The following is a 21,939-nucleotide window of genomic DNA, read 5'->3' as shown; positions in this document are numbered from 1 at the left end:
AAACAGTTTATTTATCAATATGTTTTAGCGCTTTCTCTTTTTATATCATCCATCTTTTCTCTATCATCTCACTCTTTCCAAAAAAAATTCTACTTTTTTTCATTAGTCAGCGAACTTTCTTTCTAACCCGTAGTCTGAATTAGTGCCACTGCTTTTCTTTGATGTCCCCAAATATTGAGGAGCCCGATAGTTTCAACCCTTTTGGTGAAATAACTGTCGGGTTTTTTATTGCTTGAAATTTAGTAACACTCACCTTGCAATGTCACAATAATACGACGATTACCACCGTGATTACGATGTTCACCGAGATAAATCCCCTGCCAAGTCCCTAAATTCAGCTCACCTTGACTAATAGGAACCATGACACTTTGTCCAAGTAAACTACTTTTAATATGCGCAGGCATATCATCACTGCCTTCATAAGTGTGAAGATAGTAATCTTCGTTCTCTTTTACGTTTTGATTAAAGAAGTTTTCAAAGTCACTTCGTACTGTTGGATCAGCATTTTCATTAATCGTTAATGAGGCCGATGTATGTTGAATAAAAAAATGAGCAATTCCGATTTTATATTGTCTTAGTTCCGGTAATTCTTGAATCAATGCTTGTGTAATTAAGTGAAATCCTCTAGGCCTTGCACTAAGGACTATATTTTTCTGGAACCACATAAAGTTATACCTCGTTGAAGATAAGAAAAAGAACGATGTAGGAGCAATAACATAAGCGCAATACTCTTTTTAAGAGTGCTTTAGCTCAGTTTGGTATAAAACTGACAAATCTTTTAAAAAAAGCACAATTAAATAAGAAAAAAACACTTTACCCCTATTACTCCCTCATTTACCCTTAAAAACTTGCGTATTATGCATCATAAACATCGCTTATCAATACGACATGTATGGAGCCTACTTTGCTGGAACAATTCAATTTAGCCGTATTTTCAATGATGAATGCAACACCTGCGGCATCTCCTTTAGAAATCGGTACGGCGATAATTATTGCTAAGTACCTTGTCTATCTTTTTCCGTTATCTTTAGTGTTCTATTGGTTATGGGGTAATGAAAAATATCTTAGCCAGCAAAGAACATTGGCATGTAAAGCGGCTATCTCTTTAGGTATCGCACTTTCTATCTCTTGGGTGATTGGTGCTATTGCTCCTCATGAACGCCCTTTTGCAGCCAACATTGGCTACAACTTTCTTGATCACGATGCAACACCATCATTCCCAAGTAACCATGGTACGTTTGTTTTCACCATTGCTTTAGCTTATCTCTTTTGGCATAACAGCAAACGTATTGGCTATATTATGCTCGGTTTAGGAGTTGCGATTGCTTGGGCGCGTATCTATCTTGGCGTACATTGGCCAATCGATATGATTGGAGCTTTTATCGTTGCTCTACTTTCTTGTGGCCTTTGCCAGATCTTCTGGTCTAAAGGTGGAAATATACTCCAAAAATGGGTACAACAGCTCTATCAGCTCTGTTTTGCTTATCCTATTCGCAAAGGTTGGACAAAGGCATAGCCTTTCTTATACCAAAAAAGACCACATTTATTGTGGTCTTTTTTATATTTAACTTAAGTGACACCGCCCTTCAATATATTAATATATAAATAAAAATATTCTCTACTATTATAGTATTTGTCCAAAAAATAAATATGTTGTTATTTTAATCAAAATGAAACTTTTATATTCGTTATATAACAATCTACCAAACTCATTTATTAACAAATTCATTGTCGTATTTATAAACAATATTCTACTTACAAATGAAATATAGCTATATTCATTTCATAAAATAAAAGAAATTCATTAATAAATAATCATATTGCATTGTTTCTATATTCTTTTGTCTAGTTTTAAACATTAATTAGAGAAAATAATTTATCATTATATTTCAATTGGATACATGGTTAATGTAATGTTTTAATTGTAAATAAAAATAACCTAATTGATTTTAATCATTTATTTTCTAGTTAATAAAGATACCTAAAAATAATCATTAACATATGAATATTTAAGTATTTAGCTTTATTTTGTATTTCCTTTAAAACTGGAAAGTTATTTCAAAATGTTTTAAAAACCGCCTCGAAAAACACAAAATATAAAAAATGTTACATTTTCAGGTTTTTCAGTTATATTTAGCATTTGAGATGGTGATCACGGTAGTTTATCCTGAAAAACACTATATTCTGCACCTCTTAAGTCTGGATATAAACTTATTGAATATTTTTTCAAATTTTGGAAGAGTCTAATTCTTTTGAAATTTAAAGATTTTGTATGTGGTAATTGAAGATATTGAGATAACACCAGGTACTCAATGCACTCATTTATTCATAATTAAATTTATGCCGTGATTATTTCTAAAAAGAAATACAATCGCGCTCTTATTTTTATTCATTATTTTTTTTACCGCGTTATTTCGGAGAGTATTATGGATACAACCAAAGTTGGTTCTATCGCGTCGGGTAACACCCAAGGTGATTACAAAACATGGCGTAAGTCAGATACAGTATGGATGTTAGGTTTATACGGTACGGCTATCGGTGCTGGCGTTCTATTTTTACCTATCAACGCAGGGATTGGTGGTTTAATTCCTCTGTTGATCATGTTAGTACTTGCATTCCCAATGACCTTCTTTGCACACCGTGGTATGTGCCGCTTTGTGTTATCAGGTAAAAATCCAGGTGAAGATATCACTGAAGTTGTTGAAGAACACTTTGGTAAAACAGCAGGTAAATTAATCACCCTGCTCTATTTCTTCGCAATTTATCCTATTCTATTGGTTTATAGTGTTGCTATCACCAATACAGTAGAAAGCTTTATTGTGAACCAAATGCACATGTCTGCACCACCTCGCGCAATTTTATCGTTGGTACTGATTGTCGGTATCATGTCGATTATTCGCTTTGGTGAACAAGCTATCGTTAAAGCAATGAGCGTTTTAGTGTTCCCATTTGTTGCTGTCCTGATGGTTTTAGCACTGTATCTGATCCCAGAGTGGAATGGTGCGATCCTTGATACTCTCTCTTTTGATCACGCAACAACATCAGGTATGGGTCAAGGCCTATTAGTAACCCTATGGTTAGCTATCCCTGTAATGGTGTTCTCTTTTAACCACTCTCCAATCATCTCTGCGTTTGCTGTTGCAAAACGTGAAGAATACGGCGAAAACGCTGAGAAAAAATGTTCACGCATTTTAGCTTATGCGCACATCATGATGGTTATCACTGTAATGTTCTTCGTGTTTAGCTGTGTATTTAGCTTAACACCAGAAAACTTAGCAGAAGCAAAAGCACAGAACATCAGTATTCTGTCTTACCTTGCTAACCATTTTGAAGCACCTGTTATCGCTTATATTGCTCCATTTATTGCTTTCGTTGCGATCACTAAATCTTTCTTAGGTCACTACTTAGGTGCTCGTGAAGGTTTCAACGGTTTAATCATCAAATCACTGCGTGAAAAAGGTAAAACAATCGAAAAAGATCGTTTAAACAAAATCACTGCACTGTTTATGCTGGTTACAACTTGGATTGTTGCAACATTAAACCCAAGCATCTTAGGTATGATTGAAACATTAGGTGGCCCAATTATCGCAATGTTACTGTTCCTGATGCCTATGTATGCAATCCGTAAAGTACCAGCGATGAAGAAATACCAAGGCCATATCAGCAACGCATTCGTTGTAATTATGGGTCTTATCGCAATCTCAGCAGTTTTCTATAGCTTAATTAGTTCATTCATGGGCTAATAAAGCACCTGATGGCTACTTTCATAACATAAAAGAAAGTAGCCATTACAGCTTTAGACTTCAAAACTGACACTTCTCACTCTAATAATCACACAGTTGCGCCTTTAAATTAATTAGGGAGGCGAATATTATGGTTAGCGTCTTTGATATTTTTAAAATCGGTATCGGCCCTTCAAGCTCACACACTGTAGGTCCAATGAAAGCAGGTAAAGAATTCGTTGATTTACTTGCTGAAAAAAATCTCCTCTCTTCTGTTTCCCGCGTTATCGTTGATGTTTATGGCTCTTTATCTTTAACAGGTAAAGGTCACGCAACGGATATTGCTATTATTATGGGACTCGCAGGAAATTTACCTGATACTGTCGATATTGATTCTATCGCCCCGTTTATTAAACAAGTAGAAACAACCGGTCGCTTAATGCTGGCAAATGGCATAAAAGAAGTCGATTTTCCGGTTGAAGGCGGTATGAATTTTCATAAAACCAATCTACCTCTCCATGAAAATGGCATGACCATTACCGCTTATAACGGTGAGCAGGTTTTATTGAAAAAAACCTATTATTCTACTGGTGGCGGTTTTATTGTTGATGAAGAACATTTTGGCCAACCTGAAAAAAATACAGTTCAAGTTCCTTATCCTTATCAATATGCGGCTGATTTACGTCGCCATTGCAAAGAAACAGGTCTTTCTTTATCAGCATTAGTGATGCAAAACGAATTAGCATTACGTAGCAAAGAAGAAATTTCGGCTCATTTTGCGGCTGTTTGGGAAGTAATGAAGTCAGGTATTGAGCGCGGTGTAAATACCGAAGGCTTATTACCGGGGCCATTACGTGTACCTCGCCGTGCTTCTGCATTACGCCGTATGTTAGTCACAGAAGATAAAACGACAACAGATCCAATGACAGTTGTTGACTGGATTAATATGTTTGCCCTTGCCGTGAATGAAGAAAATGCGGCTGGTGGGCGTGTTGTCACAGCACCAACAAACGGTGCCTGCGGCATTATCCCAGCAGTATTATCTTACTATGATAAATTTATTCGCCCTGTAAATGAAAACTCTTACACTCGCTTTTTCTTAGTTGCTGGTGTTATTGGTTCACTTTACAAAATGAATGCATCTATCTCGGGTGCTGAAGTCGGTTGCCAAGGTGAAGTCGGTGTTGCTTGTTCAATGGCAGCAGGTGCATTGACTGAACTCTTAGGCGGTAGCCCAGAACAAGTTTGTATCGCAGCAGAAATTGCGATGGAGCATAACTTAGGGCTTACCTGCGACCCAGTCGCAGGACAAGTACAAGTTCCTTGTATTGAACGTAATGCTATTGCAGCCGTACAAGCCGTAAACTCATCTCGTATGGCTTTACGTCGTGTCAGCGATCCTCGTATTTGTTTAGATAAAGTCATCGAAACAATGTACGAAACAGGGAAAGACATTAATGCTAAGTATCGTGAAACCTCTCAAGGTGGATTAGCCATTAAAATTTCTTGTGACTAAATCTGAAAGTCTTAAATACAGATATTTATAATAGATAAGGCGCTGATATCAGCGCCTTTTTTGTTTATTAACATCTATCTTGAGACTCTTCTTTTTTAATATCCTCTTTTTTGTATGAGATTAAATTGTCATCCTTAGTTAAAATACGTTTTTTGAAAAAAACAAAACATCACTCTAATAGAGGTAATTTAAAGAAAAAATAGACGCTAACCACAACGATTATTTAAATGGCGTGACGATGAACGCGTTATCTAAAGTAAATAACTACAAATTAATCAATCTATTGGCCATATTTAGATTATTGTCTAAAGTTGATAAGTAAAGATCACTAGAGACATCATTAGCGGGATAAAAAGAGAATTAAAATGAAATCAGATATTCAAATCTCCCAAGAAGCACACCTCTTACCTATTCAGGACATTGCTAAAAATTTAAATATTGATCAAGACGATATCGAGTTTTATGGCAAGTACAAAGCTAAATTTAGCCACAGTATTTGGTCAAAAATTGCGGCAAAAAAGCCCGGAAAATTAGTTTTAGTTACAGCAATTAACCCAACACCTGCTGGTGAAGGTAAAACAACGGTGACTGTTGGATTAGGGCAAGCACTTAATCATATTGGGAAAAATGCCATTATTGCATTGCGTGAACCCTCTTTAGGCCCTTGTTTTGGCATTAAAGGTGGAGCAACTGGTGGTGGTTATTCACAAGTCGTTCCGATGGAAGATCTCAACCTTCATTTTACTGGCGATTTTCATGCTATTACCTCTGCCAATAACTTACTTGCAGCCATACTTGATAATTCGATTTATCAAGGTAATCCTTTAAATATCGATCCTAAAAAAATCGTGTTTAAACGTTGTATGGATATGAACGATCGTGCTTTACGTAATATTGTTGTGGGATTAGGTGGCGAAAAAGACGGTATCACAAGAGAAGATAACTTTGTTATTACTGTTGCTTCTGAAATTATGTCTATCCTATGTTTAGCAGCGGATATTGATGATTTAAAACAGCGACTTTCTCGCATCATTGTTGCTTATTCTTATCATGGTGATCCTGTTACAGCAAACGATCTACAAGCCGTCGGAGCAATGGCGAGTTTATTAAAAGCTGCTATTAATCCTAATTTAGTACAAACACTCGAAAATACTCCTGCCATTATTCATGGAGGCCCTTTTGCTAATATCGCCCATGGATGCAATAGCGTAAGGGCGACAAAACTTGCTCTTCAACTTGCTGATATTACTGTGACAGAAGCTGGTTTTGGTGCTGACTTAGGTGCTGAAAAATTCTTTGATATAAAATGTCGGATCAGTGGATTACGCCCTGATTGTGCCGTGATTGTTGTCACCACCAAAGCGCTAAAATATAACGGTGGCTTAGGTAAAGGCGAATGGAATAATGAAGATTTAGCCGCCCTTGAAAAAGGCATTGTAAATCTTGAAAAACACATTGAAAACCTAAAAAAATATGGCTTACCCGTGATTGTCTCTCTTAATGCGTATGTCACTGATAGTATTGCAGAGCACCAGTTTATCGAACAATTTTGCCAAGATAGAGATTGTCGCTTCGCAATTACCAAAGTGTGGGAAAAAGGCGGCGAAGGTGGTATTGAATTGGCTAAACAAGTGATTGATACGCTTGAAAATGAACAGAGCCAATTTCAATTAATTTATCCTGATGATGCTTCACTTAGTCAAAAAATCGAGATTGTTGCCAAAGAAGTTTATGGTGCAGGTGGTGTGACTTATAGCCAACATGCTCGTAAAATGTTAGAAAAGATAGAAAGTATGGGGTTTGCTCATTTCCCTGTTTGCATGGCAAAAACTCAATATTCACTCTCAGATGATCCCACGTTATTAGGCCGACCGACTGACTTTACAATAAACGTTCGTGAAGTGTATGTTTCTGCTGGCGCTGGCTTTGTTGTTGCCTTAACAGGCTCTATCACAACGATGCCCGGATTACCGAAAGCACCTGCTGCTATCGCTGTTAATGTTGATAATCAAGGTAAAATAGATGGGCTTATTTAAGTGATAAAATAGAAATATCCCTTTATTTTATTGAGTATAAAAAAATCCGTAATCGTTAAACAATTACGGATTATTTATACAAAAATAACAGCTAGTCTTTCTTTTTGGGTGAAAAACTCAGTAACGCTTTGATAGATCCATTATTGGTGAATTAACCAAAAATAGCATTAAACCAACCAGATACTGTTTTAACAACAAAATCCCAAATACGACTAAAGAAACCGCCTTCCTCAACCGCTTCTTTTACAACTAATGGGCGTTGTTCAATCACTTCATCATTTAATAAAAAGTTAACTGTACCTACAACCTGATTTTGCGTTAACGGCGCTTCTAATACAGGATTAGTTAAAGTAAAAGAGGCTTTCAGATTTTTCAATTCACCTTTAGGAATGGTAATTGAAGCATCGTTAGCAACCCCTAATACTACTTCACCTTTATCGCCATACCACACTTTTTGAGTTGTCAGTGGTGTATCTGCTTTTACAGGTGTTACCGTTTCAAAAAAGCGAAAACCCCAGCCTAATAATTTTTCACTTTCAGCAAAACGCACTTTATCTGATGGTGTTCCTAAAACAACAGCAATCAAGCGCATATCACCTTCAGTTGCCGAAGAAACAAGATTGTACCCTGCTCCATTAGTGTGACCTGTTTTCACACCATCGACATTCATATTTTTATTCCACAATAAACGGTTACGGTTTGGCTGACGAATATTGTTGAATGTAAATTCTTTTTCTTTATGAATTTCATACTCAGAAGGAACATCGCGGATCATGGCTGCTGTCAGTAATGCCATATCTTGTGCGGTTGTATATTGTCCATCAGAATCTAACCCATGAACGGTTTTAAAGTGTGTATTTTTTAAACCGAGATTCTTAGCATAAGAATTCATTAAATCAACAAAGGTTTCCTGACTACCCGCAACATGTTCTGCTAATGCAATACTGGCATCATTACCAGATTGAATAACCATACCGCGGTTTAAATCAATCACTTTGACCTGATCACCCGGTTTCAAGAACATCAATGATGATCCCTTCAATACCGGATTTCCCGTTGCCCACGCATTACGTCCAACAATAACCATATCGTCAGGAGACATACGACCTTCTTTGATAGCTTGCCCAACAACGTAGCTACTCATAATTTTTGTCAGGCTGGCGGGATCTAAACGCTCATCAGGTTTCTCTGATGCCAGAATTTTTCCGCTGTTGTAATCCATTAATACATAAGATTTTGCCTCTATTTGAGGAGGTACCGGATTATTTACTGCAAATGAAGGACTAGAAATAATTAGCAGTAAACCCATTCCCGCGGTAACCTTACCCAGAACAGATGGAATATTTTTTTTCATTACCGATCACCCTTTTATATCAATTTGTTAAAGCTTTCCTACTATATGGCTTTCTGGAATAAGACGCCAACATTGATATATAGAGATTTATCTTATATTCATATTTAGCGCCCTATAGAGGGAAATTTTATTACTTATCGTGGTTTAGGAGACCTTTATGTTAAAAGTCTGGGGTAGAAAAAACTCATCTAACGTTAAAAAAGTTCTTTGGTGCTTAAAAGAATTAAATGTTCCTTATGAACAAATCGACGTTGGTGGCCCTTTTGGTGGACTCAATGAAGCAAATTATTTAGCGATGAATCCCAACGCTTCTATTCCAACCTTACAAGATGATGACTTTGCTTTATGGGAGTCTAATACCATTATTCGTTATTTATGTACAAAATATGACAATAATACCCTCTATCCCATTGATCCGAAACAACGAGCAAATGTAGAAAAATGGATGGATTGGTCAAATGGCAGCCTATTTTCTCCCATTCAACAAATGATGATCATGATTGTTCGCACGCCTAAAGAGCAGCAAAATCCTGAGATTGTTAACGCGTTGAAAGAGAAGCTTAATAAATTAATCAAAATTGCTGACGACCAACTTGCAAAAACAACTTATTTCGCAGGAGATGCATTCTCTCTTGCCGATATGGCGATCGCACCATTGGTCTACCCGTGGCTTGAAGTTTGCAAAGATAGACCTAACTTCCCTCACATTGAGCGTTGGTTTGCACAATTAAGTGAAAGACCTATTTTCCGTGATATCGTGTTATTGCCTGTAAATTAAGTTAATTCATTGGCATTTTGTCGGGATCTGGATAATGGTAATGAAATCCAAGATCTCGACAGATCTCCTGACCATCAATTTCTCGTATTAAAGGCTTCTCTTCTTCAACAAATTCTGGCGGAATAAGATCGAGTTGATTCGACACTCTTGAATAAAATTCTTTCTTTTTAGGGTGAATTGGAGCACATAAATTATATAAATGGCCACCTTCATTCTGCGCAAGAAGTTGTTCAACTGCAAAAATCACATCGTCTAAGTGGACTAAGTTAACGCATTGATGAGCGCCTTTTACCTGTTTTTTACCTGATAAAAAACGTCCTGCATGACGACCCGGCCCGACTAATCCTGCTAATCGAAGAATATCAACTGTAGTCAACGGTAAACGATGTAGCCAGTTCTCAACTTCTGCTAACATTTTTGCTGATTGTGTTTCTGGTCGAATATCCATTTCTTCCGTGATATTACCTGTTTGATTGCCATATACAGAAGTAGAGCTAATGTAAATGACTCTCGTAACATGGCGAGACATTGCGCTATCCACCAGCGTCTGAATGGCTTCAACATAATCATAACCTCCACCAGCAGCACTTGGTGGTAACGTGATAATGAGAACGTCAGTTTCCATTAAGTAATCAAAATCATCTCTATCACATTCAATTGCGGGTGTTAAATTCACTAAACAGCAGTCAATGCCACTCATTCTTGCTGCTTCTACACCATCTTCAGTGGTTTTAGTCCCTTTAACTTGATAGCCTGCATCACGCAACGCAACGGCAAGTGGTAAACCTAACCAACCTAATCCTACGATGGTTATTCGTTTCATTTTGCTCCCCTACTTAAATGGCTTAGTCAAAGTATGCTATAAAATTTTAGTTTCGCCATTACTTATAAATACTACTTATATTTCGTGAACGTTTAGCATCTCCCTATATACTCGCCTACTTGTTCCATTAAGTAAATAAGAGAAATATTAAAATTACATTAAAAACAAAAGGTTATAAAATAATTAAATTATTATTAAAAAATAGGTTGCTTTCTGCTTTGTAAATCATGTAGGTTGAAAGGCAGACAAATTCTAAATGCAGGTTACTAAATACAGATTAACAGTAACGGGCATTATTAAATAACAAATAGTGTTATTAGCTAGGAAAATAATTATGTATAGCATTCAACTAAACCACCATCATCACCATCACCCTGACTAGTCTTTCAGGCGATGAGTGCTGGAAGACGTTTAAGAAACGCTTCCGGTGGTCTGAATGCAGACAAACAATAAAAACCCCGGAAGGCAACTTCCGGGGTTTTTTTATAGCTAATTTTCATAACAAAAATATGGACAATGATAGGGTAATATTATGTTAGATAAAGCAAGATTAAGGATCGCAATGCAAAAATCAGGACGTTTAAGCGATGATTCTCGTGCTCTTTTAGCACGTTGTGGCATCAAAATTAACTTAAATCAACAGCGCCTGATTGCTTACGCTGAAAATATGCCAATCGATATTTTGCGTGTTAGAGATGACGATATTCCAGGATTGGTAATGGATGGCGTTGTTGATTTAGGGATCATTGGTGAAAACGTTTTAGAAGAAGAGCTATTAAAGCGTCGTTCACAAGGTGAAAACCCAAATTATCTGACACTACGTCGTCTTGATTTCGGTGGCTGTCGCTTATCTCTCGCAACCCCTGTTGATTTCGATTATCAGGGTGTGGAATGCTTAAATAATACTCGTATAGCAACCTCCTATCCAAATCTGCTCAAACGCTATTTAGACCAAAAAGGCATCAAGTTTAAATCCTGTTTATTAAATGGCTCTGTTGAAGTTGCCCCTCGTGCAGGTCTTGCTGACTCTATCTGCGACTTAGTTTCTACTGGTGCAACATTAGAAGCCAACGGTTTAAAAGAAGTTGAAGTGATTTATCGCTCAAAAGCCTGTTTGATCCAACGCGATGGTGACATGGAAACCGATAAACAAGCACTTATCGACCGCTTATTAACGCGTATTCAAGGCGTTATTCAAGCTCGAGAATCAAAATACATTATGTTACACGCACCAAGTGATTGTCTTGAAGATGTCATTGCATTACTTCCGGGAGCTGAAAGACCGACTATTTTACCTTTGGCGGGTGACCAAAATCGCGTTGCAATGCACATGGTAAGTAGCGAAACCCTATTCTGGGAAACAATGGAAAAACTTAAAGCATTAGGTGCAAGTTCAATTCTTGTTTTACCAATTGAAAAAATGATGGAATAAGGTGAAATGATGAAAACGGGTTTTAATACATTAACTTACTGGAATAAATGCACTAAAGAACAGCAACAAGTGCTATTAACTCGCCCTGCAATTTCTGCATCAGGTTCAATTACAGAACAAGTTGCTAGCATCATTTCACAGGTACGCAATGATGGAGATAAAGCGCTTAAAGCACTCAGCCAAAAATTCGATAAGGCAGCGCCGGAAAGTGTTTTGGTGTCAAAATCGCAAATTGATGCAGCCTCATCAAGACTTGATAGCAAAATAAAACAGGCAATAGCACAGGCGATGAATAATATTCGTCGCTTTCATGAGGCTCAAATTCCTAACACTATCAACGTGGAAACTCAGCCGGGTGTATTTTGCCAACAAGTAAGCAGACCCATTGATGCGGTAGGGCTTTATATTCCGGGAGGTTCGGCACCATTACTCTCAACAGTAATGATGTTAGGTATTCCAGCCCGTATTGCGGGTTGTCGCAAAGTTATTCTTTGCTCGCCGCCCCCTATTGCTGATGAAATTTTATATATTGCTCAACAAATTGGTATTGATGAAATTTTCCAAGTAGGTGGTGCACAGGCGATTGCAGCTATGGCATTTGGTACTGAATCTATTCCTAAGATTGATAAAATTTTTGGCCCTGGTAATGCCTATGTCACTGAAGCCAAACGCCAAGCAAGTCAATCACTACAAGGTGCTGCAATCGATATGCCAGCAGGCCCTTCTGAAGTATTAGTGATTGCTGATGCGGATGCAAATCCTGCATTTATTGCCGCTGACTTACTTTCACAAGCTGAACACGGCCCTGATTCACAAGTTGTGTTATTAACACCTGATGAAACACTCGCTAAAGCCGTTATTGCTGAAACAGAAACACAACTGGCGCTATTAAGCCGCGCTGAAATCGCTAAACAAGCACTAGCAGAAAGCCGCGTCATTATTACTCGTGATCTCGACCAGTGTATTGAAATTAGTAACAGCTATGGTCCAGAACACTTAATTATTCAAACTAATGATGCTGATAGCCGTGTTGATAGCATTACCAGCGCTGGATCTGTTTTTCTTGGTGCTTGGTCGCCTGAATCTGCGGGAGATTATGCTTCTGGTACTAATCACGTTCTACCGACTTATGGCTATACAGCAACCTACTCAAGCTTAGGCTTAGCTGATTTTATGAAACGTATGACAGTACAGAAACTCACAGCACAAGGTTTATCTGATTTAGCACAGACTATTGAAATATTAGCGCAAGCAGAACAACTCACCGCACACAAAAATGCTGTCACACTTCGCGTTAACGCTTTAGCTCAGGGGAAAAAGAGTGATGAAAACTGAATTTGATATCAATACACTTGCAAGAAAAAATGTACGAGAATTAACACCTTATCAATCTGCTCGACGCTTAGGTGGAAATGGTTCTGTGTGGTTAAATGCCAATGAATACCCTATCGCGCCTGACTTTACTTTTAATGAAAAAAACTTAAATCGTTACCCTGAATGCCAACCTGTTAATGTGATCAATCGTTATGCTGCATACGTAGGTGTGAATGCGAATCAAGTCTTAGTTAGCCGTGGTGCAGATGAAGCGATTGAACTACTTATTCGCGCTTTTTGTGAGCCAGGTAAAGATGCTGTACTTTATTGCCCTCCTACTTACGGTATGTATAGCGTTAGTGCTGAAACCTTTGGTATAGAGCAGCGTGTTGTCCCTACACTTGCTGATTGGAGCCCTGATGTTAAAGCAATAGCGTCACAGCTTGATAATGTAAAACTTATCTACCTATGCAGCCCAAATAATCCAACTGGAAATATTGTTAATCCTTCTCTTATTCGGGATGTATTAGCGTTGGCGAAAGACAAAGCGATTGTAGCAGTCGATGAAGCTTATATTGAATTTTGCCCACAAGCGTCAATTGTTTCATGGCTTGAAGATTATCCGAATTTAGTTATTTTGCGAACCTTATCGAAAGCTTTTGCTTTAGCAGGGCTTCGTTGTGGCTTTGCGCTTGCCAACCCGCCGGTCATTGAATTATTACTAAAGGTGATCGCACCGTACCCACTTTCAACACCTGTTGCAGATATTGCTGCGCAAGCATTAACAGAAGCAAGTATTGAGATAATGAAAAAACGAGCGGCAGAAATTACACGTAACAGAAGCATTTTATCTGATATGTTAAAAAAATTGCCTAATGTAGAACAGGTTTATAACAGTGAAACCAACTATATTTTAGTGAAATTCACTGATGCTAATCTGGTTTTCCGTACTTTATGGGAACAAGGGATTATTTTACGCGATCAACAACGTCAATATGGGCTTAATGGCTGTTTGCGTATTTCTATCGGTACAGCAGAAGAATGTGATAGCGTGATTAATGCCATAAAAAATATTCAAACTGCAAACGTATAAAACATTAAAAACGATAACAACAAAAAATCGCAACTGAGGGATCTCAACCATGAGCCAAAAAATTCTTTTTATCGACCGTGATGGTACTTTAATCACGGAACCGCCCACAGATTACCAAGTTGATAGACTCGATAAACTTGCCTTTGAAAACGGCGTGATCCCCGCACTGACTGCGCTACAAAAAGCAGGTTATAAACTCATTATGATCACAAATCAGGATGGATTAGGCACAGAAAGTTTTCCTCAAGCAGATTTCGATCCTCCTCATAATTTAATGATGCAGATTTTTTCATCACAAGGGATCACATTTGATGATGTTTTAATTTGCCCTCATAAACCTGAAGACAACTGCCCTTGTCGCAAACCAGAAACAGGGCTTGTCACCCAATATTTAGTTGATGGCGCACTAGATAAAGATAAAAGTTATGTTATTGGCGATAGACAAACTGATATTCAGCTAGCTGAAAATATGGGTATCAAAGGCATGCTTTATAATGCCGATAAACTCAATTGGGCGGTCATTACAGAACAACTGACGAAAAAAGATCGCTACGCTCACGTTGAGCGAAAAACAAAAGAGACACAAATCGCCATTGATATCTGGCTAGATCGCGAAGGTGATAGTCAGATCAGCACTGGTGTTGGTTTCTTTGATCACATGCTTGATCAAATTGCCACACACGGCGGTTTTCGCATGAATATCAATGTAAAAGGTGATTTAGTTATTGATGATCACCACACTGTGGAAGATACCGGTCTTGCTTTGGGTGAAGCATTACGTGAAGCATTAGGTGATAAACGAGGTATTGCTCGCTTTGGTTTTACATTACCAATGGATGAGTGCCTTGCAAGTTGTGCGTTAGATATTTCTGGTCGTCCACACCTTGAGTACAAAGCCGAATTTAAATATCAACGCGTCGGTGATTTAAGTACAGAGATGATTGAACACTTTTTCCGTTCCCTCTCCTACACCATGGGTTGCACGTTGCACCTGAAATCGAAAGGTAAAAACGATCACCACAAAGCTGAAAGCTTATTTAAAGTCTTTGGTCGTACATTGCGCCAAGCCATTCGTGTTGAAGGAAATACGTTACCAAGCTCAAAAGGTGTTCTGTGATGAAAGTGGTTATTCTTGATACGGGTTGTGCCAATTTAGCCTCTGTCGCTTACGCTGTTAAGCGACTCGGTTATGATCCAATTGTGTCCTATGAAAAAAACGTGGTGTTATCCGCAGATAAACTCTTTTTACCCGGAGTAGGAACAGCGAGAGCAGCAATGGAACAGCTCAAAGCTCGTGAGCTAATTCCTTTAATTAAAGCCTTAACACAACCAGTTTTAGGTATTTGTTTAGGTATGCAAATATTGGCTTCACTAAGCGAGGAAGGTAAAGATATTCCTTTATTAGGTTTAGTTGATGGCACCATAGATAAGCTTGATACAGCGGGTTTACCATTGCCTCATATGGGTTGGAATCAAGTATTAGCAAAACCAGGACATCCTCTTTTTCGTTCACTTGATGACAATGCTTGGTTCTATTTTGTTCATAGCTACGCTCTAGCGCTCAATGAATCGACGATTGCTGAAACTGAATACGGCTCTCGCTTTAGTAGCGCAATTCAAAAAGATAATTTTTATGGAGTGCAATTTCACCCAGAACGTTCAGGTAAAGCGGGCGCTCAACTTATCAAGAATTTTTTGGAGATGTAATCCGTTATGATTATTCCAGCATTAGATTTAATTGATGGGAAAGTAGTTCGTCTTCATCAGGGTGATTATGCAAAACAGCGTGATTATGATGATAATCCGCTGACACGCTACCAACAATATGAAAAAGATGGCGCAAAGCTACTTCACCTAGTGGATTTAACGGGTGCAAAAGATCCGTCTGCTCGCCAAATTCCACTGTTAAAAGAACTTGTTGCTTGTGTCAATGTCCCTGTACAAGTCGGTGGTGGTATTCGCACTGAAGATGATGTGAAATCGCTATTAGAAGCAGGTGCAAGCCGTGTTGTTATTGGCTCTACCGCAGTTAGCCAGCCTGAAATGGTGAAAACATGGTTTGAGCGCTATGGTGCAAATGCCATTGTGTTAGCCCTTGATGTTCGCATTGATAAACAAGGCAAAAAGTGGGTAGCTGTCAGTGGTTGGCAAGAGAACTCCCCTTATACTCTTGAAGAGATCATCAAGCTTTATCAAAGTGTGGGATTAAAACATGTGTTGTGTACCGACATTTCTCGTGATGGCACATTAGCAGGTTCTAACGTTGAACTGTATAAAGAAATTAGCCAGCGTTTCCCTGATATTTTATTCCAAGCTTCGGGCGGTATTGGTGATTTACAAGATATCGCAGATCTTCCAGCATCAGGTGTTGCCGGTATTATTGTTGGTAGAGCATTATTAGAAGGCAAATTTACATTAAAAGAGGCGATATCATGTTGGCAAAACGCATAATACCTTGTCTTGATGTTCGTGATGGACAGGTCGTTAAAGGTGTTCAATTTCGTAATCATGAAATCATTGGTGATATTGTCCCTCTTGCTGAACGCTATGCCAAAGAAGGCGCTGATGAACTGGTATTTTACGATATTACCGCCTCTTCTGATGGTCGTGTGGTTGATAAAAGCTGGGTATCGCGCGTTGCTGAAGTGATTGATATTCCATTTTGTGTTGCTGGTGGTATTCGCTCTATTGAAGATGCTGGGAAAATTCTCTCTTTTGGTGCAGATAAAATATCAATTAATTCACCTGCACTTTCAGATCCCTCTCTTATTTCGCGCCTTGCTGAACGTTATGGTGTGCAATGTGTTGTTGTGGGTATTGATACATGGTTCGACGAAAAAACAGGCGAATATTTAGTTTATCAATTCACAGGTGATGAAAAACGTACTCAGCAAACACACTGGAAAACCCTTGATTGGGTACGTGAAGTTCAGCGATTAGGTGCAGGTGAAATTGTTTTAAATATGATGAATCAAGATGGTGTCAGACAAGGTTATGACTTGAAACAATTAGCTCAAGTACGCCAAGTTGCAGATGTTCCTCTTATTGCCTCTGGCGGTGCGGGTGAAATGTCACACTTTCTTGATGCATTTAAATTAGCCAATGTTGATGGCGCTCTTGCAGCCTCTGTTTTTCATAAACAAATAATTAATATCAACGAATTAAAACAGTATCTTGCAAAGAATGACGTTAAGGTAAGAATATAATGAATAGTGAAACAGTAGCGCAACTAGATTGGAAAAAAGTCGATAATCTCATGCCTGTGGTTATCCAAAATGCCATTTCAGGTGATGTATTAATGCTAGGTTACATGAACAAAGAAGCATTAAATGTCACTCTAGAAAGTGGAAATGTTACCTTCTATTCACGCACTAAACAGCGTTTATGGGCAAAAGGTGAAACCTCAGGCAACTTTCTCAAATTAGTCAATATTTATCCTGACTGTGATAACGATACTTTACTTATTTTAGCCAATCCGATTGGTCCAACTTGCCATAATGGTACTGAGAGTTGCTTTGCGCCTGCACAAAGCCAGTGGGGATTCCTCTACGAGCTTGAAAATTTATTACGTGAACGTAAAAATGCCTCACCAGATAGCTCTTATACTGCCCGCCTTTATGCCAGTGGTACAAAACGAATAGCGCAAAAAGTGGGCGAAGAAGGTGTAGAAACAGCGCTGGCCGCAACTGTTAATGACAGAGAAGAGCTAAAAAATGAAGCCTCAGACTTGCTCTATCACTTAATGGTATTACTGCAAGACCAATCATTATCACTCACTGATGTTATCGGTTGCCTACAAGAACGCCATAAAAAAGCAGAGTAATTAATATCACCTTAATAAAGATGAAAAAAGCCGATACAAAATAAAGTATCGGCTTCATTTTTAAGAAAAATTAAAAGTAATAGCTTAATTAGCTTTTTATTTTCTAAGCATTACATTGCTTGGCGGAATAACTCGATAACATCACTTTCAGAACCCTGAACTGGGTTAGTGATTGCACAAGCGTCTTTCAGCGCATTTTCAGCTAATGTTTTGAAATCTTCTTCTTTCACGCCTAATTCTTTCAGACCTGCTGGAATACCAACATCTTTAGCCATTTTACGAATTTCTTCGATACACGCTTTCGCGCCTTGCTCATCGCTCATTGCAGAAACATCAACACCCATAGCTTGTGCGATATCTTTTAAACGACCTGCTGCTGCTTGAATGTTATAAGCTTGAACATGTGGTAATAAAACCGCATTACACACACCATGAGGTAAGTTATAGAAACCACCTAATTGGTGAGCCATAGCATGTACATAACCTAAAGAAGCGTTATTAAATGCCATACCTGCCAAGAACTGTGCGTAAGCCATGTTTTCACGCGCTGTTGCATCACCACCATTATCAACAACTTTACGTAAAGATTCGCTGATCATAGCAACGGCTTTTAATGCACACGCATCAGTGATTGGATTTGCAGCAATTGAAACATACGCTTCAACAGCATGAGTTAATGCATCCATACCTGTTGCAGCGGTTAAACCTTTTGGCATACCAATCATTAACTCTGAATCATTTACAGATAAGATTGGTGTCACGTTTTTATCAACGATAGCCATTTTGATATGACGCGCAGTATCTGTGATGATACAAAAACGTGTCATTTCTGATGCTGTTCCTGCTGTGGTATTAATTGAAATCAGTGGTAATTGCGGTTTAGCTGAACGGTCAACACCTTCATAATCTGCAATTTTTCCACCATTAGAAGCCACTAACGCGATACCTTTAGCACAATCATGTGGTGAACCACCACCTAAAGAAATCACACAGTCACATTGATGTTCTTTCAGCAGAGCTAAACCCGCTTCTACGTTTTCAACAGTAGGGTTCGGTGCAGTACCATCATAAGTAACGCTAGAAATACCAGCCTCTGTCAGTAATTTACTTACTTTATCAACAACACCTAGTTGATTTAAAATGCTATCAGTGACGATCAACGCTTTATGAAAACCGAAGTCTTTCATTGAACTTACAGCATCAGCAAGGCAACCAGCACCAATTTTATTTACAGAAGGGATATAGAATGTTGAAACTGCCATTATTGACTTCCTTTTTAGTAATTAAATCTACGTTTTAATATGTTCTATTCTTTTTATTCTTAAATTGATCATCATCAAAATAATGAATAAATATCAATTTGTTTATCATTTTATTACAGGTAATTAAATAAAGAAGCCCAATTACCCTATTAATTCAATAGGATAATACTATTAACATATTATCATTTGTAACAAAATAATTTGAAAAGCTTATCAAAATAATCAAAACCAGCCGTGAACATCACAGCAGAATATTTTTTTTAAAGTCGTATAATGACATCAAAGAAATAACTTATTAAATTCAGGAGTCATTGATGTCTTTGACTATTTTTGAGCAACTTACTGCTTTATTAGATAAAAACCACGCCACTTACCGTGTTATGGAACACCCTACCGCAGGTCGTTCTGAAGAAGTTGCAAAAATCAGAGGAACACAATTAGGACAGGGAGCAAAAGGACTTGTTTGCCATATAAAAGGTAACGGCGTTAAACAACATGTTCTTGCAATATTACCCGCCGATAAACAAGCTGATCTGTCAAAACTCGCTCACCAAATTGGTGGAACAAGAGCATCGCTGGCAAGCCCTAAAGAAGTGGATGATCTTACCCAATGCGTATTTGGTGCAATTCCCCCTTTTAGTTTTCACCCTGCATTGAAGCTTGTCGCTGACCCTTTGCTTTTTGAACGCTTTAATGAGTTAGCTTTTAATGCAGGCACATTAGAGCGTTCTATTATTCTGAATACGCAAGATTACAAACGCATTGCACAACCTGAATTAATCTCTTTTATTCGTGATGAAGAAAACGAATAATAAAAACAGCCAACTTATATTTAACAATTACCCTAGAGATAAATTTAGCCAAGGGTAATTGTTAACATGATAACAATTCTTGCTGTATGTATTTATTTACACACTTAAAAGTAATATTAGATAATCTAATCCAATGCACAGTTAGCACTTAACACTAAAAATAATCAAAAATTCAGAATAAATCCCATAAATTCCACATTACCTTACCTATAACACTATAAAATGTACTAAGTAGAAAATTTAAATTATTTTTTTCGATTCAGCACTCAATAATTAACTAAATAGATTTTATTTTATTGACCTGATTTAGTAGTACATTTAAGTTAGCATCAATAAAAATACAATAATGTAAAATCCTATTTACAACTCAGTTATTTTCTAACATACAAATAAATATATAAACAATGTACCAATAGGTGCAGGGAAATCTTCATGCAAACTTCAACTAAAAAACAACCGCTTTATAAAGTGCTTTATGTGCAAGTTATCGTTGCCATCTTACTTGGTATCTTGCTCGGGCATTTTTACCCTGATGTGGGTGAATCCTTTAAACCACTTGGTGATGGATTTATCAAAATTGTAAAAATGATCATCGCACCTGTTATCTTTTTAACAGTCGTCACTGGTATTGCAGGTATGAATAATATGAAAGCGGTAGGTACAGTTGCGGGTAAATCCATGGCTTACTTCCTGACTTTCTCTACCATTGCATTAATTATTGGGTTAATCGTTGCAAATGTTATTCGCCCAGGTGATGGTTTAAATATCTCTCCTGCTTCATTAGATGCGAGCAAAGTAGAAAGTTATGTCGCAAAAGCCCATGATTCTTCTATTGTTGGTTTCTTAATGAATATCATCCCTGATACTGTTGTCAGCCCATTAGTTAACGGCAATATTCTGCAAGTACTGTTTGTTTCTGTGGTCTTTGGTATCGCACTAGCCTCTATAGGGACTCGTGGCGAGCCAGTTCTTAAGTTCTTACAAAACTTCTCAGAACCAGTATTCAAAATGGTCGGTATGCTAATGAAATTAGCACCTATCGGCGCTTTTGGTGCCATGGCCTTTACCATCGGAAAGTACGGTATTTCATCAATCAGTAACTTAGTATTGCTTGTTCTGACTTTCTACATTACTTCATTATTGTTTGTTCTTGTCGTGTTAGGCGCTGTTGCAAAATATAATGGCTTCTCTATTCTCTCTTTAATTAAATATATTAAAGATGAACTTTGGTTAGTATTAGGTACTTCTTCTTCAGAAGCAGCTTTACCTAGCTTAATGCGTAAAATGGAAAATGTAGGCTGTAAAAAATCAGTCGTCGGCTTAGTTATTCCAACGGGTTACTCCTTTAACTTAGATGGTACTAATATCTATATGACCATGGCGGCTCTATTTATTGCACAAGCCACAGGTATTGAGCTTTCATTAACAGAACAAATCACTCTACTCTTAGTCGCAATGATAAGTTCAAAAGGTGCTGCGGGTGTTACTGGTGCTGGCTTTATTACTTTAGCGGCAACCTTATCCGTTGTACCTAGTGTTCCCGTTGCAGGTATGGCATTAATTCTAGGGATTGACCGCTTTATGTCAGAGTGTCGCGCATTGACCAATCTTGTTGGTAATGCTTGTGCCTGTATCGTTGTTGCTCGTTGGGAAAATGCCTTAGATAAAGAAAGAATGAATGATGTCTTTAGTGGTAGAGCATCAAGCGAATTTGTTGAAGATGCTCCATTAGCTCCTATTAATATTGAGTCTGATAACTCAATTAAGATCCCAGTAAAATAAAAATCATTTTCTATAATCCATAAAAGAGCGCTTATGCGCTCTTTTTTTTAAAATAATTAAATAAAAACAAAGCATTACATCCAATCTCTTTTCTCACTACTTACCTTTCATATTTTTTACATTTAAATCATTTTATTCACTAAAAAACAAAGCCAAATACACATATTGTTAAATAAATACAATAAATTAAAA

19 protein-coding genes and 1 other annotated feature are annotated in these 21,939 nt (G+C 37.7%); of the genes, 15 read left to right on the top strand and 4 right to left on the bottom strand.

The window, feature by feature from the left end:
* Window positions 1-239: 239 nt before the first annotated feature.
* Window positions 240-665 carry a secondary thiamine-phosphate synthase enzyme YjbQ gene (locus F1325_RS05800; RefSeq protein ID WP_109373492.1) on the bottom strand — a complete coding sequence of 142 codons (426 nt, stop codon included), beginning with the start codon at window positions 663-665 and terminating at the stop codon, window positions 240-242.
* Between the two features lie 239 nt (window positions 666-904).
* On the opposite strand from F1325_RS05800, the gene ybjG reads away from it, so the two are divergent.
* The 4 genes from ybjG to F1325_RS05780 all read left to right on the top strand — a co-directional run bounded on the left by ybjG (window position 905) and on the right by F1325_RS05780 (window position 7,274).
* Window positions 905-1,516, top strand: a complete 612-nt coding sequence (gene ybjG, locus F1325_RS05795; RefSeq protein ID WP_160230108.1) for an undecaprenyl-diphosphate phosphatase — start codon at window positions 905-907, stop codon at window positions 1,514-1,516.
* A gap of 910 nt (window positions 1,517-2,426) precedes the next feature.
* Window positions 2,427-3,743 carry an HAAAP family serine/threonine permease gene (locus F1325_RS05790; RefSeq protein WP_160230107.1) on the top strand — a complete coding sequence of 439 codons (1,317 nt, stop codon included), beginning with the start codon at window positions 2,427-2,429 and terminating at the stop codon, window positions 3,741-3,743.
* Between the two features lie 130 nt (window positions 3,744-3,873).
* Window positions 3,874-5,238, top strand: coding sequence for an L-serine ammonia-lyase (locus F1325_RS05785; protein WP_109373489.1), 1,365 nt, complete (start codon window positions 3,874-3,876; stop codon window positions 5,236-5,238).
* A gap of 365 nt (window positions 5,239-5,603) precedes the next feature.
* Window positions 5,604-7,274 carry a formate--tetrahydrofolate ligase gene (locus F1325_RS05780; RefSeq protein WP_160230106.1) on the top strand — a complete coding sequence of 557 codons (1,671 nt, stop codon included), beginning with the start codon at window positions 5,604-5,606 and terminating at the stop codon, window positions 7,272-7,274.
* Between the two features lie 151 nt (window positions 7,275-7,425).
* Here F1325_RS05780 and F1325_RS05775 read toward each other — a convergent pair whose 3' ends face one another.
* Window positions 7,426-8,628 (bottom strand): serine hydrolase, encoded by a 1,203-nt coding sequence (locus tag F1325_RS05775; protein WP_160230105.1) that lies wholly within the window; start codon window positions 8,626-8,628, stop codon window positions 7,426-7,428.
* Window positions 8,629-8,785: 157 nt separating this feature from the next.
* On the opposite strand from F1325_RS05775, the gene F1325_RS05770 reads away from it, so the two are divergent.
* On the top strand, window positions 8,786-9,406 hold the full coding sequence (locus F1325_RS05770) for a glutathione S-transferase family protein (protein WP_109373486.1): 621 nt from the start codon (window positions 8,786-8,788) through the stop codon (window positions 9,404-9,406).
* A gap of 1 nt (window position 9,407) precedes the next feature.
* On the opposite strand, the gene F1325_RS05765 is transcribed toward F1325_RS05770, so the two are convergent.
* Window positions 9,408-10,229, bottom strand: coding sequence for an SDR family oxidoreductase (locus tag F1325_RS05765; protein ID WP_109373485.1), 822 nt, complete (start codon window positions 10,227-10,229; stop codon window positions 9,408-9,410).
* 357 nt (window positions 10,230-10,586) lie between these two features.
* Window positions 10,587-10,717, top strand: a sequence feature (His leader region).
* A 44-nt stretch (window positions 10,718-10,761) separates the two neighbouring features.
* Between F1325_RS05765 and hisG the strand changes: the two genes are divergently transcribed.
* The 8 genes from hisG to hisIE are packed head-to-tail and all read left to right on the top strand — an operon-like array spanning window position 10,762 to window position 17,891.
* Entirely contained in the window at window positions 10,762-11,661 is a 900-nt protein-coding gene (gene hisG, locus F1325_RS05760) for an ATP phosphoribosyltransferase (protein ID WP_109373484.1), read from the top strand.
* 6 nt (window positions 11,662-11,667) lie between these two features.
* A complete protein-coding gene (gene hisD / locus F1325_RS05755) occupies window positions 11,668-12,996 on the top strand; it encodes a histidinol dehydrogenase (RefSeq protein ID WP_160230104.1) in 1,329 nt (442 codons plus the stop codon).
* A complete protein-coding gene (gene hisC, locus F1325_RS05750; protein ID WP_160230103.1) occupies window positions 12,986-14,068 on the top strand; it encodes a histidinol-phosphate transaminase in 1,083 nt (360 codons plus the stop codon). The genes hisD and hisC overlap by 11 nt, the downstream gene beginning before the upstream one ends.
* Window positions 14,069-14,117: 49 nt before the next feature.
* On the top strand, window positions 14,118-15,185 hold the full coding sequence (hisB, locus tag F1325_RS05745) for a bifunctional histidinol-phosphatase/imidazoleglycerol-phosphate dehydratase HisB (RefSeq protein WP_160230102.1): 1,068 nt from the start codon (window positions 14,118-14,120) through the stop codon (window positions 15,183-15,185).
* Window positions 15,185-15,775, top strand: a complete 591-nt coding sequence (gene hisH / locus F1325_RS05740; protein ID WP_109373480.1) for an imidazole glycerol phosphate synthase subunit HisH — start codon at window positions 15,185-15,187, stop codon at window positions 15,773-15,775. Before hisB ends, hisH begins: the two co-directional genes overlap by 1 nt.
* A 6-nt stretch (window positions 15,776-15,781) precedes the next feature.
* Window positions 15,782-16,519 (top strand): 1-(5-phosphoribosyl)-5-[(5-phosphoribosylamino)methylideneamino]imidazole-4-carboxamide isomerase, encoded by a 738-nt coding sequence (gene hisA, locus F1325_RS05735; RefSeq protein WP_109373479.1) that lies wholly within the window; start codon window positions 15,782-15,784, stop codon window positions 16,517-16,519.
* Window positions 16,501-17,274, top strand: a complete 774-nt coding sequence (gene hisF, locus F1325_RS05730) for an imidazole glycerol phosphate synthase subunit HisF (RefSeq protein WP_109373478.1) — start codon at window positions 16,501-16,503, stop codon at window positions 17,272-17,274. The genes hisA and hisF overlap by 19 nt, the downstream gene beginning before the upstream one ends.
* Window positions 17,274-17,891 (top strand): bifunctional phosphoribosyl-AMP cyclohydrolase/phosphoribosyl-ATP diphosphatase HisIE, encoded by a 618-nt coding sequence (hisIE, locus tag F1325_RS05725; protein ID WP_162558383.1) that lies wholly within the window; start codon window positions 17,274-17,276, stop codon window positions 17,889-17,891. The genes hisF and hisIE overlap by 1 nt, the downstream gene beginning before the upstream one ends.
* Window positions 17,892-18,001: 110 nt before the next feature.
* On the opposite strand, the gene yiaY is transcribed toward hisIE, so the two are convergent.
* The gene (gene yiaY, locus F1325_RS05720; RefSeq protein WP_160230101.1) at window positions 18,002-19,153 is read right to left on the bottom strand and encodes an L-threonine dehydrogenase; all 1,152 of its coding nucleotides are present in this window, start codon (window positions 19,151-19,153) and stop codon (window positions 18,002-18,004) included.
* Window positions 19,154-19,467: 314 nt separating this feature from the next.
* Between yiaY and F1325_RS05715 the strand changes: the two genes are divergently transcribed.
* A complete protein-coding gene (locus F1325_RS05715) occupies window positions 19,468-19,965 on the top strand; it encodes a YbaK/prolyl-tRNA synthetase associated domain-containing protein (protein ID WP_160230100.1) in 498 nt (165 codons plus the stop codon).
* Between the two features lie 432 nt (window positions 19,966-20,397).
* Window positions 20,398-21,747, top strand: a complete 1,350-nt coding sequence (locus F1325_RS05710) for a dicarboxylate/amino acid:cation symporter (RefSeq protein WP_109373474.1) — start codon at window positions 20,398-20,400, stop codon at window positions 21,745-21,747.
* Window positions 21,748-21,939: the final 192 nt, after the last annotated feature.

Origin of the sequence: Proteus columbae, from assembly GCF_009914335.1 — a bacterium.
Classification (GTDB): Bacteria; Pseudomonadota; Gammaproteobacteria; order Enterobacterales; family Enterobacteriaceae; genus Proteus.
This window is presented reverse-complemented; position numbering and strand designations above follow the sequence as displayed.